The sequence below is a fragment of the Streptococcus sp. 9.1 genome, from assembly GCF_016648815.1.
GTDB classification, from domain to species: domain Bacteria; phylum Bacillota; class Bacilli; order Lactobacillales; family Streptococcaceae; genus Streptococcus; species Streptococcus salivarius_E.
Genome location: NZ_JACLQS010000014.1, coordinates 14,710 through 31,191, shown reverse-complemented (window position 1 = coordinate 31,191; position 16,482 = coordinate 14,710). Strand labels below are relative to the sequence as shown.

Genomic DNA, 16,482 nt, shown 5'->3' with positions numbered 1-16,482 from the left:
ATTTTGACAGTTTTGTAAATAAAGATTTTGAAATATCTGTTTCGAATCTTGATTGGCAAGGTTTGGACGTTTTAAAGAAATTTCCAATTCCCCCTTATCCTAATATTCACTCTATAAGATGTGTATCAAAGGTATAGAAGTATAAGAAAGGATTTCTATGCAAGTCGAAAATTTAACAAAAGAACAATTCATCCGTGACTTTAAAGACACGCTCCACCAAGAACAGTTGATTAAAGTGGCTAAGGCTACACCAACTGAAATTTTCACAGCCTTGGCTGGTTTGATTCGTAAGTATTACACTGACACATGGATTGGACGTAACCATGCGCTTTCAGACAATAAAGAAAAGATTGCTTTCTACTTCTCAATCGAATTCCTCCCAGGTCGTATGTTGGAAACTAACCTCCTCAACCTTGGTATTCTTGACCTTGTTAAAGAAGGTTTCGCAGAACTTGACATCGACTTCCGCGAAGTGGTAGAAGCTGAGCATGATATGGCACTTGGTAACGGTGGTCTTGGTCGTTTGGCTGCTGCCTTCATGGATTCGCTTGCAACTACTGGTTATCCAGGTTTTGGTAATGGTCTTCGTTACCGTTACGGACTTTTCAAACAACGTATTGTTGATGGTTACCAAGTAGAACTACCAGATGGTTGGTTTGGTTCAACAGGAAATGTTTGGGAAACGCGTAAAGACCATGATATTGTCTATGTAAAACTCTTTGGTGATGTTGTCCTTGAAAGTGACGAAGATGGTCGTTTTGTTCCAACTTATAAGAATGCTCAAGTTCTTCGTGCTGTACCTTACGATGTGCCACAAATCGGTTATCAAAATGGTGTGATTAACAACCTTCGTCTTTGGGATGTAGAAATTCCTGAAGAATACGAATTGGATTACCCTACTCTTGAAGCTCGCCGTCGTGTGAAAGATATTACAGCCATTCTTTATCCAGATGATACAACGATTGAAGGTAAAGAATTGCGTTTGGTTCAGGAATACTTCATGACAAGTGCAGGTCTCCAAACCATTATCAAATCTTACCTCAAGATGGGCTTGCCATTGAAAGATATCCACGAAAAGGTATCTGTTCACATCAATGATACTCACCCTGCGGTTGCACCAGCTGAATTCATGCGTCTTCTCCTTGATGAATACGGTCTTTCATGGGAAGATGCTTGGAATGCGACTGTTAAGACTATGAGCTACACTAACCACACTATTCTTCAAGAAGCCCTTGAAAAATGGGATCAACAGCTCTTCAAACGTGTTCTTCCACGTGTTTACCAAATCATCTTGGAAGTCGACAACCGTTACATTGCTGAAATGGCTGGACGTGGTATTGCTGCGGATGTTATCGAACGCACACGTATCGTTAAGGATAACCAAGTCCACATGGCTAACTTGGCTATCATTGGTGGTCACTCAGTCAACGGGGTTGCCAAACTCCATACAGAACTCCTTAAAGAAGATACCCTTCACGATTTCTATACTATTTATCCTGAAAAATTCAATAACAAGACAAATGGTATCGTTCAACGTCGTTGGACACAAATTGCAGCTCCGGAACTTTCAGCAGCAATTGATGACGTGATTGGTGACGGTTGGCGTAACGACATCCATGAGCTTGAAAATCTTACAACTTACTTGGATGACAAGGAAGTCTTGAACCAGTTCTATCAAGTTAAGAAGACTGCTAAACAACGTTTGGCAGACTATATCAAGAAAACAACAGGCGTAGAAGTGTCTACAGATGCTATCTTTGATGTTCAAGTGAAACGTCTTCACGCGTACAAACGTCAATTGCTTAATCTTCTTCACATCATCAAACTTTATTGGGATCTTAAAGATAATCCAGATAAAGACATGGTACCTCGTGTATTCATCTTTGGTGCCAAAGCTGCCCCTGGTTATCACTTCGCTAAATCAGTAATCAAACTTATCAACGAAGTTGCCAACCTTGTTAACAACGACGAAAGTCTCCAAGGGAAACTTAAAGTGGTCTTCCTTGAAAACTACCGTGTCAGTCTTGCGGAACTTATCATTCCAGCAGCAGATGTATCTGAGCAAATCTCATTGGCTTCTAAAGAAGCATCTGGTACATCAAACATGAAATTCATGATGACTGGTGCTATCACTTTGGCGACACTTGACGGTGCCAACATTGAAATCAAGGATGAAGTTGGTGATGAGAATGTTGTCATCTTCGGTATGGACAAGGACGAAGTTTATGAACACTATGCACGTCACGATTACTACTCTCGTGCAGTTTATGAAAATAACCCAGTCATTCGCCGTGTCGTTGATACCTTTGTTAACGGTACGATTCCAAATGCTCAAGCTGAAGGTACTGAAATTTACGAAGCCCTCATCACCCACAACGATGAGTACTTCCTCTTGGAAGACTTCGCTGCTTATGTAGAAGCTCAAGAGAAAATCGATGCGCTTTATCGTGATCATGACAAGTGGGCACGTATGAGCTTAGCTAATATTGCTAAATCTCACAAATTCACTTCAGATGATACCATCACAGAGTATGCTAAAGAAATTTGGGAATTGAAAAAATAGGCGATAGCTTATGAATCACAAAAAGATAACGACTAGAAATGGTCGTTGTCTTTTATTTTTTAAGAAGAGAGAAGTCGTAGACAGCCAAGCAGCATTTATAAATTCCAGTAGGAGTCTACCCGCAGATCTATCTTAGCCCTTGAAACTTGCACTTGCTTATCAAGATGTTATAATGACCTATAGGTATAAGCATCAAAAAGGGGGGGGGAATTTATGGCTTTACGCAGCCAATTAATTACCAAGGAGTTTCCAGAATTAGATAGGGTCGAGCGTTTAAACAACGAGGCCTTTCCAGAAGAAGAACGTATTCCATTAAGTGACTTCTTAAAATTGGATGGTCGTGATGATTATCATTTCTTTGCCTTTTATGACGAGGATGATTTTGTTGGATTTGCCTCAGTTCTCTACAATGCCAAAGTTTTTTATGTCAGTTTCTTTGCCATCGTACCTCAAATGCGGAGTCATGGCTACGGAAGTGAGATTATTGATAAACTGGTGGACTTTTATGGACCATCGCGTTCTATGGTCTTGGAAGTAGAGCGCTTGGATGAACCCAATGACAATCCTGAGCAACGTGTGGCGCGTTGGGATTTCTACAAGCGTAATGGTTTTAAGACTTCTAATGCCTTCTTGGAATACGAAGGTTTGAGCTTTGAGATTCTCTATCGTGGCGATCACTTTGACGAAAAAGCCTACAGAGACATATTCCACAAACTTCAAGAAAATGCTTATTTTGATTTTAGTATTAAACATCGTCGCTTGAGCGATTTATAAAAAATTGAGTTGAACAGGTCTTAGTCGGCCTGTTTTTCATTTGTTTTCAACGTTTGCCAATCGTTTTCAGAATATTTTGTCCACCTATGCTATAATGGAAGTACTATGAAGAAAGTAATTTTACAGTATCTGGCAAGTGCCCTGGCTGTAATCCTTATACTTGGTCTTGTGGTTTTCAATCGACAGAGAAATCACTCTCTGGTAAAGAAGGTCAAAAAACCTGAGATTTCCTATATCTATCAGGATTCTTTGGAAAATATAGATAGACTGGCACTTAGTCAGGCTGGGGTTATCCAATCTTATCAACTCGATTCTCTGTCTGTTAGGAAGGAAGATGGGAAAATCCATCTCGTTCTCCATATCAATCATTCCTATGATATGCAGGTAAATCTTGTCCTAAAGGCAGATATCTACGGTGATTTATCTGTGGTTCAAGCGACGCCATCAAAGGCTTTAAAGCTGGCCTTGGAGGACGAGTCTTATCAGAAACGCTTAACCTTGATTTCACAAAAAGCAGATGCTATTATAGCTCGTGACCACTGGGATCAGGGCATTAAGCCAGCCTATGTGGCTCAGGTGAGAAGTAAGATGAAAAAGACTTCCTTGACCCAGTTAGACAAGGTTTTACAGGACATTGACCAAGAAAGCAAGGAAGTGGGCTCAGATACCTATACGGCCTTTTTCCAAGCTTCTCAACTCCCTAATCATGACAAGCTCAATTTGGTTATGGAGCACATGCAGGTTTATGTGGACAAGTACCAGTTCCTCCAGTTAGGGAAGTCAGGTTATAAATTTTCCAAGAAGCTAGAGCCAACCAGTCCTTTTTACAGTTACTTCCGTGAGGCTATTATGGAGACCTATCAGACGGATCTAGGGCTTGGGGTGGATGACTTAGGTATCAAGCTCCACCTTTTTAGGTCATGGATTGATAAGCAGTCCATGGACTATATTAGGACCAACTACAAGGGCAAGACGGATTTAGATAAGCTTCTGGCCTACAGCAAGGACAAGAAGATTCATCTGGATTACACAACAGGTGCTTCCTACCATAATCGAAGCTTGGGAGACTTTACCTATCCGCAGAACATGAAAATTCAGCTACCCCAGACCAGTGTCATGGGCCCTTACGGAGTTAGCAATTCCCGCTTTATTGAGTTTATTGTCAATATGGATACGGGGAGATTTGTCTCTGAGTGGAATGTCTACAAGAAAAGGAAAGACGGTAGCATCGACTCTAATCCTAAGCATTATAAGATTGAAGACGGTGCTGACATTGCCGATACGGATTCTGCTAACTACGGGCTGTCTAAGGGCTTGAATGCTGACCTACCAGCCTATCTCAATAATAGCCATACCTATCTTGACGTTCGTCATCCTGCTGACAATGCGATTAGACGCAAGATGGTTAGGAAGTGGAAAAATCCCAAGAATGTCTTAAACGGTGGGCGCTATGCTGATATTGTTAAAAAAGGAGGCTTGAAAGACCTTGAAACATGGAGACAAGTTAAAGCTGAAGACCGGCTCCAGGTCTACAATGCTTACCTTGATTATATTCGCTCTCATCTTGTGCTTAATGGGTTTGACAGCTTTTACCAAGAAACCTACAAGCCCCAAGGTGGAGATAAAAAAGACTGAAACCCTTGATAGTGTTCTTGTCGCTAAGAATTTCTATCGAGTAAGGGATGCTTATGCCATCAAGCTCTACGGGCAGGATGAGGGGATGTCCTTTGATGTAGCTGGCCAAAGACTTTTTGGATCAAACATTGCTATTAAGGATGGCCTATTATATGGCTCAAGTCTTGGGGATTTAACCATTGAGGCTTATTTTCAAGGAGAGGTGTCCTACCTTTTAGAGGCCACCCAGAAGCTCCCAGTGGACAAAAATCGCATAAAAGCTAATCACTATAGTCAGGACATTGTTCTGAATAAGGTTTGGACTAGTCTGGAAGGCCAAGAAACCTCCAACAGTATCATCACTCAGTTTCAGGATAAGACTCTACTCAAGTTGCGGATTAGCTACAACAAAGAGTTTCTTCCCACAAAGATTCAAGGTTTCTACAATAGCCAAACCTTGAATGGCTGGCGGGACCTCTTTTACATAGATTATCCTTACAGTAATCAGGAAGCCTTCAATCAGGCTCAAGATGCCTATATACAACACATCCAGTACATGGAAACTCATCCTGAGGAAGAAGCAGGAGAGTTTGGTTAATAAAGCAAAATCACCTTTATCTCGAGATAAAGGTGATTTGTTTGCTCCTAAGATTTAAGTTTTAGTTTTGATTTGTGGCAACTTCTGGAAAAAGCTTGTCTAAGATTTTTGAAGTGGTAGCCTGTCCAGGTCCTTCAGCACAGTAGGTGTGCATATACATAGAAGGGTTAAAGTTGAGCTCGATGCAGGTGCAATGAGGGTTTTCTTTGCTAGCAGGTTGGGTTTTATCTGGAATAATGAGGTCAACCCCACAAGCCCAAGCGCCCATACTAGTTGCCATAGCTGCAGCTAGTTCTTGGTAAGAGGAATCCATGGTCTCAGTGACATCAATAGAGTCACCACCCGTAGAAATGTTTGAGTTACGACGTAGATTGACCTTTTTCCCTTCTGGGAGAATATCATCTGGGGTGTAACCCTGTTGTGTTAACATCAGTTGTTCGATGTCTCCTAGCGCAATGATTTCAAGTGGTGAGCGGTGGTCACGTCCTCGCAATGGATTGGCATTTTTCTGAGCGACCAATTCACGAATGGTGTGTTTGCCATCACCGACAACATTGGCAGCGACACGAAGGAGTACAGCCTCACAACGTCCATCCAAGATAAAGAAACGGTATTCGGTTCCTGGGATAAATTCTTCAACAAGAACAGCTGTATCTTCTGCAAAGGCAATCTCGAGGGCTTTCTTATAGTTATCAAGGCTGGCAGGCTCTTGGAAAATGGAAATGCCCAGACCAAAGTTGGTTGATTTTGGTTTAACTACAATTTGCTTGTCCTTGATAAGAGGATAGTAGGCTAGACCTTGCTCCAGACTGGTAAATTCGTCGCCAGCAGGAACAGGGAAACCAGCGTCAGCCAGGATTTTTTTGGTCACGGTTTTATTAGCCATGGCAAGAGGTACTACATAGTTGTCTTTTGAGGTCATGTTACCATTTTTGACGTACTCAACATGATCTTTATGCCAGAGTTTAAGGAATTGATCCTGCTCATCTAGGATTTCAAAATGGATTCCTTTTTGAATGGCATCAAAGAGTAGCATCTGAGTAGAAAGTTCCATCTCCTCATAACCCTTAAGAGCATAGTGGGCAGTCCAGTCATAATCATGATAGGCAAGAGCCTTGTCAAAGGCAAAGTCAGCAAGAGCCTTGTCTTTGATATAAGATAAGAGTTGGGCTGCTAGTGTATGACTAGGATCAGCAAAGGCATCTTTAACTTGTTTGACCAAACCTTGATGATAGTCACCTAGTCCAAAATGTTGCACCAGTTGGTCCAGAGCCGTCGTAATGTTCTGAGTTTCAGCTTCAGAAGGTAGAGGCTCTAAAGGATGAGAGAGGGCGATTTTTTCATTCAACGCGTGACCTTGAGCCAGAGCCTGATCGACATTTTCAGGGGCATCCATCCAGAGGAAGGCTAGGAGAAGCAGGTGTACGGTATCCATGGTAGTTTGGCTAATACCGATACGCTCAAAGGGGTTGAGGTCGAAGTTACGGAATTCCAGATAGGTGATTCCCTTGTCAAGGAAGGAGCGATTAACTTTTTGTCCACGGAAACGAACAGCTGAGTAAAATTCCTTCTCCGCAATCAAATCTCCTTGTTCGATATAGTTTTCGATGGCAGAGACATAATCTTCTAGGCTTGCAAAAGATACTTGGATTTCTTCCTTATTGACATAACCATGGTCACTGTTACGGAAGGAACGAACGGGTTCTGGCACTTCTTGGTCGAAGAAACCTTGCTCAGCAATAGGTGCAGCACCAAAGAGATAGGTAATCACCCAACGGTAGCGCAAATAGTTCTGAGCCAGCTTGAGATAGAGGGCGTTCTTGAAAGCAATCATATCAGTCTGGTTGCTTTCTTTGAATAGGGCCTCAACCAAATCTTTCCCAAGTTCCATATTATAGTGGATACCTGAGATAGCTTGAAGTTTGGTTCCGTATTTTTCAGCCAAGTAGTTACGATAATGGCGTTCAAATTCATTTTCCAGTTGGGCAACTTGGATTTCTTGGGCGTTGATACGAGGAGGCATGGACAAGGGCCAGAGAAGTTCATCTTTACTGATGGAACGTCCAGCTACATCGGTAATGGCTCCAAGAAATCGACGAGCCTCAGTGGTAGATTTAGCAACTGGTGTGATGAGTTCCATCTGAAACTCACAAAAATCTGTTTGAATATAAGGGTGGAAACTTCGAGCTCCTAGGCAGGAAGGGTGAGGCGTATGTGCTAATTTTCCCTGTCTATCGACACGAAGACTTTCGCGTTCAATTCCAAAGTTAGCTTGAAGGATAGGGCTAGTAGGCTCCAGCTTTTGAAGCAGTTGATTTATAGTCATAGAGTCACCTTTTCATCTAATGTTAGTGATAGTCTATTATAAATAGGAGAAGAAAACAACTTTCCGCTACGGTTAAGGGGAATTTCCGAATGTTTTAGATAAGAATTCTTAAAACCAGTTGCTTTTTAGCTCTATTATATGCAAAAATTGTAAAATACCCACCGATTTTTATGTAAAATGTTATTTCTCTTGCAATTTAAATCAAATTAGCCTATACTAATGACGTATATATAAGAATGAAAGAATCCCTAGGGTCTGCCCTCAGGGGCTTTTGTATGCTCTCAAAAGGGTATAACCGTTCTTTTATAGATAAAGGATGAGCGTTAAGAGTAGCTTTCAGACAGTATGCTCTGCCTAAAAGCGATGCTTTCGCCGTGATGGATTACAGGACTAGCTTATATCTATCAATGCCTGAAACACGCTCTGCTCAGGGTAGGCGATATTTTTCGCCGAGGTAGGGGTTATCCTGGACCTATTTGCACTTGTTCGAAGTTGCTCACGATTCGACAGCTCGCTCTGCCCAAAAGTGATGCTTTCGTCGTGATGGATTACAGGACTAGATTATATCTATCAATGCCTGAAACACGCTCTGCTCAGGGTAGGCGATATTTTTCACCGTGGCAATAGTTATAGAAGTCCAGAGACTTCTATAACTCGGAAGTTTTGAGACTTTGGCTCAAAACTTAGCTATGAGATTCCGAAGGAAGCTACTAGCGTCCGAAGCCACTTAAGAAAAATATCAAAAAAAGAAAAAGAATAAAAAACGGAGGTAATTATGTTTCAAACCCTTATCCCCCAGATAAAGGAATACAAGAAACCCTCAATCCTAGCGTCCGTCTTTATGACACTAGAAGTCATGTTTGAGATTTCCATTCCCTTTGTCATGGCTAATCTTTTGGACAAAGGTGTCCAGCAATCCAACATGTCTAACATTTGGCTCTACGGTGGCCTCATGCTGGTCTGCGCCTTTCTATCACTATTCTGCGGCATGCAGTCGGCTCGCTATGCAGCTTTTGCCTCTGCTGGATTTGCCAAGAATCTACGTCAGGCCATTTTCAAAAAGGTTCAAACTTTCTCTTTTGAAAATATCGATAAGTTCTCAGCTGGTGGTTTGGTGACACGTATGATGACTGATGTTACCAACGTGCAGAACTCTTATCAGATGATTATCCGTGTCTGTGTGCGTGCACCACTTAACCTGATTTTTGCTATTGCAGCAAGTTTCTTGATTAATGCTGAAATGGCTTGGATTTTTGTTGGTGTAACGATCTTCCTTGGTGTGGTTTTGGCCATTATTACCAAAATCGTATATCCTCTTTTTACTCAAGTATTTGAGGCTTATGACAACCTTAATAACAGTATCAAGGAAAATATCACCAACATGCGTGTGGTGAAATCCTATGTTAAAGAGCAGGAAGAGACTGACAAATTTAAGAAGGCCTCACGTCGTATTTACAAGATGTTCATGCGTGCCATTCGTGTAGTTATCATGTCTAACCCAGCTATGATGTTGTCTATGTATGCGTCCTTCCTTATGATTTCCTGGTTTGGTGCCCATCTCATCGTTGGTGGTAGCTTAACTACAGGGGAATTGACTTCGATGTTCAGTTACACCATGACCATCCTCATGTCACTCATGATGTTCATGATGATCTTTGTCATGTTGTCTATCTCTACAGCATCTGTTGAACGTATTGATGAAGTTCTTAGCACTGAAGCCACCATTGTTTCACCTGAAAATGGTTTAACAGAAGTTGCAGATGGTTCTATCAGCTTTGATCATGTGGATTTCTCATACGCGGATGAAAATGGTGACAAGACCCATGTCCTCAAAGATATCACTTTGGATATTAAGTCTGGTGAAGTTATTGGTATTCTTGGTGGAACGGGTTCAGGTAAATCAAGCTTGGTTCAGCTGATTCCTCGCCTTTATGATGTGGAAGAAGGTCAGGTTAGGGTTGCCGGGCATGATGTTAAGGACTATGATTTGGATAGCTTACGTAAGCAAGTTGCCATGGTCCTTCAAACCAATGTCCTTTTCTCAGGAACCATTAAAGAAAATATGCGTTGGGGAAATAAACAGGCAACAGATGAGGAAATCATTGAAGCTTGTAAGATTGCCCAAGCTGATGAATTTATCCAAGAGTTTAAGGATGGCTATGATACCAAGATTGAACGTGGTGGAGCCAATGTCTCAGGGGGACAACGTCAACGTCTTTGTATCGCACGTGCCCTTCTCATGAATCCGAAAATTTTGATTCTGGATGATTCGACATCAGCAGTTGATACTAAGACAGATCGTTTGATTCGTCAAGGTTTCGCGTCGAGTCTCAAGGAAACAACTAAGATTATCATCGGCCAACGTATTTCATCTATCCAAGATGCAGACCGTATCCTCGTTATGAATGATGGCCGTATCGATGCTATTGGTACTCATGACGACTTGATAGCTAATAATGCCATTTATCGTGAAGTATACAAGATGCAAACACAAGGGAAAGGAGTAGCAGATGCAGAATAAGAAAAAAGCTAATTGGGGCTCTCTAGCACGTCTTCTACGCTTTTTGTGGCAAGACTACAAACTTTCACTTAGTATTGCCTTTGTCCTCATTGTTGTTGCTTCTCTGGCAACGGTCAATTTGACGGCTTCGATTCAGTCCTTGGTGGACGTTTACGTTCAACCCATGCTCAAATCTGGTAGCCATGACTTTGGGCCGTTGTTACGTTTCTTGACGTCAGTTGGGGTCTTTTGTCTTATCGGTGTGGTTGCCAACTATGTGGCTTCCCTCCTTATGGCGACGATTTCACAAGATTCCCTGCGTTCCCTTCGTAATCAGCTTTTTGCTCGTATGCAAAAGCTTCCGATTCGCTACTTTGACACTCACCAACACGGGGACATCATGTCTATTTACACCAACGATATTGATGCCCTCCGTCAAGCTGTTGAGCAGTCTATTCCGCAGTTGTTACAAACGGCCATTACCCTTATCGGGGTGACTGTAACCATGCTTACGGTTAGTCCCCTTCTCTTTATCGTGGTCCTAGTCATGGTAGGCATCATGTTTATGGTCATCAAAAATGTATCAGCCAAATCAGGTCGTTACTTCGGTGAACAACAAAAGAACCTAGGGATTGAGAATGGTTTTATCGAAGAAATGATGTCAGGGCAAAAGGTCGTCAAGGCCTTCGTCCACGAAGAAGAAAGCATGGCTGACTTCGACAAGATTAATGAACAACTCTTTGAATCTTCTTACTTGGCCAATCGCTATGCCAATGTTCTCATGCCAATTCTTGGGAACTTAGGAAATGTTTCCTTTGTTTTGACTGCCCTGGTTGGTGGACTCTTCGCTCTAAATGGTGTCGGTGGTTTGACTATCGGTGGTCTCATGGCCTTCCTACAATTGAACCGTTCCTTCAACGGCCCAATTACTCAGGTTTCTCAACAACTTAACTTTGTCCTTATGGCCCTTGCTGGTGCTGACCGTATCTTTGACCTTTTGGATGAAGCAGAAGAAGTTGACCAAGGTAAGGTCACTTTGGTCAACTACGAATTGGTAGACGGTCAGATGGTTGTGACAGACAAGAAAACCAACCACTGGGCTTGGAAGCACCCACGTCCAAATGGTGACTACGAGTTGGCCGAGTTGGTCGGAAATGTGGTCTTCCAAGACGTTGATTTCTCTTACGATGGTAAGAAACAAATTCTTCATGGCGTTAACCTCTATGCAGACAAGGGGCAAAAGGTAGCCTTTGTCGGTGCGACAGGTGCTGGTAAGACGACTATTACCAACTTGATTAACCGTTTCTACGACATCCAATCTGGCGTGATTACCTATGATGGAATTGATGTCAAATTGATTGAAAAAGATTCTCTTCGCCGATCACTTGGTATCGTGCTTCAGGATACCCATCTCTTTACAGGGACTATCGCTGAAAATATTGCCTACGGCCGTGCGGATGCGACCCGTGAAGAAATCCTTGAGGCCGCTCGTATTGCTAACGTGGATTCCTTTGTTCAACATCTGGACAATGGTTACGACACTGTTCTTACAGACGATGGTGCAGGCTTGTCTAATGGACAACGTCAACTGATTGCCATTGCGCGTGCTGCCCTTGCTAATGCACCGGTTCTTATCCTTGATGAAGCGACATCCTCTATTGACTCTCGTACCGAAAAAATGGTCCAAGAGGGGATGGACCGACTTATGGAAGGACGTACGGTCTTCGTTATTGCCCACCGTCTTTCAACCATCGTTAACTCTGACGTTATCATGGTTATGGACCACGGACGTATCATTGAACGTGGTGACCATGACAGCCTTATGGAACAAGGTGGTACCTACTACCGACTCTATACTGGTGGTCTTGAAATTGATTAAGACTAAAAAACTCAGGTTTTGCCTGAGTTTTTTTGCATCTGAAGAAAAGGTTTCTTTTGAGACTTTTCTCGCGAAATGATAGATTCGATATCTTAAATCTCAACTTCTTCTAAACCTCGTGAGTCTAGGCGATAGATCTTTTGGCAGACTTGTCTGAGGTAGTTGACATCATGCGATACCGTCAGAATTGCCCCTGGATAGTTATCAAAGAGCTGTCGGACTTGGGGTTGCGAGGTGGGTGAAAAATTTCTGGTTGGTTCATCTAAGATAAGGAGCTGAGGGCTTTCTAAGACCAGGTGCAGTAGGAGTAGTTTTCCTTTTTGTCCTCCAGATAAATCAGCAATCTCATGGTTCATTTCATCATGACTAAAGTTGAGGTTGGCGAGATGGGAGCTTATAACTTCTCGTTCAGACTTGTCGCCAGTCTTACTCAAAAACGCTATTGGAGACAAATCCAGTGGCAAGATAGTGTCATAACGTTGAGGCATGTAGCCAATAGTCAGGTCTGTCTTCTGACTAAGTTTTTGGTAGAGATAGTGTAAGAGAGTGGATTTACCGCAGCCGTTATCTCCCACAATACCAATTTTTTCCTGGCCTTTCAAAGAAAGTTTGAGATGGTCAATAGTCAGGTGAGGAGCGATGTTTATCTGCTTTTCATCTAGATTTAAGAGATATTTTCCTTGAGGTAGAGGGTCAATATGAGAGAAGAATAGTTCAATGCTATCTTCTTTTTCAGGCATTTGTGTCATGTCTTGGGCAAGGCGGTCGTAGCGTTTTTCTTGTGAGAGGACTGCCTTCATCTTTTTAGCAACCAATCGTCCTTGCGTGCTGTCATGCGTATTACGTAAGGTAGTTTGGACATTTTGTTTGATACGGCGATGCTTGGCCATGGCCTTGTCATAGGCTTTTTTCTCGGTTTTGGCTTGCTGCATCTGTTGTTGGTAGCTATCAGAGCGTTGTTGGCTATAGTTATCATAGTTGAGGTGCTCCACACTGGTCCTTGCCTGTCGACGACGTTTAAGGAGTTCCAGATGGATAATGGTATCAGCTGTCTGGCTTAGTAGGTCCTCGTCATGTGAGATATAGACGATCGTTTTATCAGAGTGCTTGATAAAGTCTTTTAACCAAGTCATAGTAGTCAAGTCCATATCGTTTGAGGGCTCATCAAGAAAAATGACGTCGTGGGGACGAGCTAATTCTCGGATGAGTTGAATTTTCAGTTTCTCACCACCTGACAGAGTGGAAAAGGGTTGACTACTGGCAAAACGCTCACTATCAAAATGAAGCTCATCAGCCAGACGATAGAGGGTGGCATAGTCTAGGTCATAAGTGTCCGCAAAGAAGTAGTCGTTAAGGGTTAGAGATTGCAAGCTATCCGAAATCTGTTGGGGAATATAGACCTGTGGGCTATCTGGTTTATTAATAGTTCCCTCGTAAGACAGATGGTCAAGATGTGCTTTTGGATTGACCAGAAGGGCAAGGAGACTAGATTTTCCATTGCCTTCCTCCCCAATGATGGCGACTTTTTCGCCTGTAGCTATCGTTAGATTTAGATCATGAACGAGTTCACGCAAATCCTTGGTATGTGTTATGGTTAGGTGTTGAATCTGTATCATAGGACCTCCTAGGTCTGAGTGCTTGTAGATATTGTTTCATGGGAAGTAGGCTTTTACTTCATATAATATCAAAGGTCAAAAAACAGTCCTACCTTATAAGATAGAACCGTCATGAATCTAGCTAAAAAGCTCTCTAGGAGATAGTGATGGTGTGGACGCAAAAAAGCGCGGATACCATCAACAAGTTTTCTACAGAAAAAGAGCGCAAAAAAGACATGAAAACAATCTATCAAATAAAGCAGGTTTATTGTGAATAGACTTAGTTGTTCATGTCTCCATTTACCTCCGAATGTTACTTGTCTCGATTGTACGCTGTCAGAGAGCTTTTGTCAAATGAAAATCAAAAATCCAGCCTTCTTAGACCGCCGATGCACCTTATCAATAGTCCCCACCTATGCTATACTAGAAGTAATACTGAAAATGGAGATTATTATGGAAAATAAGTTTGTAAAGAAGCCAACACCTAAGGGGGATAAGACAACAAAAATTGTTTTTATAGGTCTCTTAGCGGCATTGCTTTTTGTAATCGCAGGAACGGCTATCTTTTTTGCTGTGAGTGGTAGCAGTAAGGCTACCAAGGGCTCAGCCTCATCTAGCAAGTCAAGTACAACTGTCTATTCCGGCAGCAATGCAGAAGACCCCTTGTTCAAAATTACCCTGAAAACCTTCGGAGATAATAAGGAATTTTTACTTGTGACACCAAATCCTGCTCATGATAGAAACATGTTTAACATTGTGGGGGTAGCTGGTCAATACTTAGTCACTCAGGAGTACAAGGGGGGTGAATCTGGTAAGAAAAATGCCAAGGGTGAGACACTTTATAAGTATGACTACTTTAATATCTATATGTATGACACGGAAAAACCAAATCAAAAACCTAAACAAATTGACCTCTTGAAATTGGCTAAAAAAGCTGGGGATGAAGATTATTTAAATCAGGCAAGTCTAAGGCTTTTCATGCTTAATGAGCAAGCTTACTTACAAATGCCTTTTGGTGCGTCATCAGCGGATTTTGCTTCTAATAAAAAATACCTCAATCTTAAGACACAAAAGATCGAGGAAATGAATATTCCAGCTAACTCGAATACTTTGGACTCGGAATTGGATTACGCCAATGTTGATATGCGTAAGACTTTAGAGCCTTTTGGACTTGAGATGTGGACAGGTGCAACTAATGGTAGGGATTTAGATCATCCAACAGAAACACCAATTGCGAGTCTGCCTGCTCTTTATTACATTTCTGAAAAAGACAGAAGCCTCAATATGGATAGTACCAACTTTGCCAAAGAGCATAAGGATGCTTATGAAGCGATTAAGACCAAACATGCTAGAATCTACACCATTCCAAGCAAGATTAACAATGAAACCTGGTTCAATACCTTACTCCATTGGATGGCACCTGAAGGCCAGGATGCCTACGAGTTACCGGTTAGGGCATTTAGACCGACTCAGGAAGAAGGGAAAGTCAAGTCCTACCAAGAATTGCAGACTTGGAATGACAACCATATCAGAAAAAAATAGAGGAACTTACCTCTGAGACCCATAAGATTATGAACCCAAGTCTATAATACTTGGGTTTTTTAGTGTGGTCTGATATAGCAATTGTTGTTTTAGTTTTTTTGTGAAATTCTTGTTATATGATAGCTAAGTTTAAAATAGATTGTTTATTAGTTTGTTTAGCTGATTATTAAAAATATTTCAATCGGGTCTATAGGCTTATAATAAGCAGAACAAATCATTTAATAAAGATTAAAATTATTGACACTTATATTGACGTGTAATTATCAGAATGTTAGAATTTAAAGTGCATCATCATAATAAAATAAAATTAAAGCAATAAACCAAATATTACAATTTTTTATGGAGACTTTATGAAAGATTTTTTTAATCAACGTCAACGTTATTCATTGAGAAAATATTCTATTGGCGTTTGCTCAGTCTTGCTTGGAATTGTTCTTTTTTCTGGACAGGCTGTACAAGCTGATGAAGTTATAACAGGTAATGATAACGTTGTGAAATCTGTAGAAGCAGCTGAATCCGCAATATCGGATACTACTATATCAGAAGTTCCAACTGCTATAGAAAAGTTACCAGTAGAAGAAGTAGTAACTGTACAGAATGAAACAGTTTCTAAGCAACAAGACACGTCATCTGAAACAAACACTAGTAGAAATTCTACGTCTTTTGCTAGTTCTGAAGAATCATATGTGGCTCAAGTAAATCAAAGTCAAGCTACAAGTGATTTATCTGAAGGATTAAAATCAGAAACGATAACATCTGAAATATCAAGAACTAGTCTCCGTCGAGGGAGAATTTTAGCGTCTGAAGAAACAGTCGAGAGTTCTACAGAGATACTATCATCAGAAGCAATCCCAGCTGAAATACCTATACGACGTAGTGGACGTCGAGGAAGAAATATGTCATCTTTAAATACGTCTGAATCGAATAACGGGACTCCTATAAATAGTAGTTTACCTACGGTCACCATACCAACCAGCAATCAAAATAATACTTTAGCTACACCAGACGAAAATATAACGAAATCAACCAAGCAAACGGTTGTTTTTGAAGGTGCAGGAGAAAAGACGCCAGCTACTAATATTAAAGATGAT

10 protein-coding genes are annotated in these 16,482 nt (G+C 41.5%); 8 read left to right on the top strand and 2 right to left on the bottom strand.

Annotation, left to right across the window (positions count from 1 at the left end; all coding sequences use genetic code 11):
- Nucleotides 1-157: 157 nt before the first annotated feature.
- From H7T93_RS08295 to H7T93_RS08280, 4 genes are all read left to right on the top strand, one after another.
- A complete protein-coding gene (locus H7T93_RS08295) occupies nt 158-2,563 on the top strand; it encodes a glycogen/starch/alpha-glucan phosphorylase (protein WP_049545336.1) in 2,406 nt (801 codons plus the stop codon).
- A 213-nt stretch (nt 2,564-2,776) separates the two neighbouring features.
- A complete protein-coding gene (locus H7T93_RS08290; protein WP_002884295.1) occupies nt 2,777-3,337 on the top strand; it encodes a GNAT family N-acetyltransferase in 561 nt (186 codons plus the stop codon).
- A 105-nt stretch (nt 3,338-3,442) separates the two neighbouring features.
- Complete coding sequence (locus H7T93_RS08285; protein ID WP_201041797.1) at nt 3,443-4,972, top strand: DUF1310 family protein; 1,530 nt, start codon at nt 3,443-3,445, stop codon at nt 4,970-4,972.
- A complete protein-coding gene (locus tag H7T93_RS08280; RefSeq protein WP_201041795.1) occupies nt 4,953-5,549 on the top strand; it encodes a hypothetical protein in 597 nt (198 codons plus the stop codon). The genes H7T93_RS08285 and H7T93_RS08280 overlap by 20 nt, the downstream gene beginning before the upstream one ends.
- Before the next feature lie 61 nt (nt 5,550-5,610).
- Here the strand turns inward: H7T93_RS08280 and gshAB are convergent, their stop codons facing one another.
- Nucleotides 5,611-7,875: a bifunctional glutamate--cysteine ligase GshA/glutathione synthetase GshB gene (gshAB, locus tag H7T93_RS08275; RefSeq protein WP_201041794.1), complete on the bottom strand. Its 2,265-nt coding sequence runs from the start codon at nt 7,873-7,875 to the stop codon at nt 5,611-5,613.
- 775 nt (nt 7,876-8,650) lie between these two features.
- On the opposite strand from gshAB, the gene H7T93_RS08270 reads away from it, so the two are divergent.
- On the top strand, nt 8,651-10,396 hold the full coding sequence (locus H7T93_RS08270) for an ABC transporter ATP-binding protein (RefSeq protein WP_201041792.1): 1,746 nt from the start codon (nt 8,651-8,653) through the stop codon (nt 10,394-10,396).
- Nucleotides 10,386-12,254 carry an ABC transporter ATP-binding protein gene (locus H7T93_RS08265; protein ID WP_201041790.1) on the top strand — a complete coding sequence of 623 codons (1,869 nt, stop codon included), beginning with the start codon at nt 10,386-10,388 and terminating at the stop codon, nt 12,252-12,254. Before H7T93_RS08270 ends, H7T93_RS08265 begins: the two co-directional genes overlap by 11 nt.
- A gap of 92 nt (nt 12,255-12,346) precedes the next feature.
- Here the strand turns inward: H7T93_RS08265 and H7T93_RS08260 are convergent, their stop codons facing one another.
- Entirely contained in the window at nt 12,347-13,870 is a 1,524-nt protein-coding gene (locus tag H7T93_RS08260; protein ID WP_070476785.1) for an ATP-binding cassette domain-containing protein, read from the bottom strand.
- A 432-nt stretch (nt 13,871-14,302) separates the two neighbouring features.
- Here H7T93_RS08260 and H7T93_RS08255 point away from each other — a divergent pair, with 432 nt between their 5' ends.
- Both H7T93_RS08255 and H7T93_RS08250 read left to right on the top strand, forming a co-directional pair.
- Nucleotides 14,303-15,391: a hypothetical protein gene (locus H7T93_RS08255; protein ID WP_201041788.1), complete on the top strand. Its 1,089-nt coding sequence runs from the start codon at nt 14,303-14,305 to the stop codon at nt 15,389-15,391.
- Nucleotides 15,392-15,741: 350 nt separating this feature from the next.
- A partial coding sequence (locus H7T93_RS08250) for a YSIRK-type signal peptide-containing protein (protein ID WP_201041786.1) occupies nt 15,742-16,482 on the top strand: 741 nt, incomplete at its 3' end.

Coding starts and splice junctions, on each gene's coding strand:
- H7T93_RS08270 (WP_201041792.1), top strand. CDS start 8,651: ATGTTTCAAACCCTTATCCCCCAGATAAAGGAATACAAGAAACCCTCA.
- H7T93_RS08295 (WP_049545336.1), top strand. CDS start 158: ATGCAAGTCGAAAATTTAACAAAAGAACAATTCATCCGTGACTTTAAA.
- H7T93_RS08290 (WP_002884295.1), top strand. CDS start 2,777: ATGGCTTTACGCAGCCAATTAATTACCAAGGAGTTTCCAGAATTAGAT.
- H7T93_RS08255 (WP_201041788.1), top strand. CDS start 14,303: ATGGAAAATAAGTTTGTAAAGAAGCCAACACCTAAGGGGGATAAGACA.
- H7T93_RS08285 (WP_201041797.1), top strand. CDS start 3,443: ATGAAGAAAGTAATTTTACAGTATCTGGCAAGTGCCCTGGCTGTAATC.
- H7T93_RS08265 (WP_201041790.1), top strand. CDS start 10,386: ATGCAGAATAAGAAAAAAGCTAATTGGGGCTCTCTAGCACGTCTTCTA.
- H7T93_RS08260 (WP_070476785.1), bottom strand. CDS start 13,870: ATGATACAGATTCAACACCTAACCATAACACATACCAAGGATTTGCGT.
- gshAB (WP_201041794.1), bottom strand. CDS start 7,875: ATGACTATAAATCAACTGCTTCAAAAGCTGGAGCCTACTAGCCCTATC.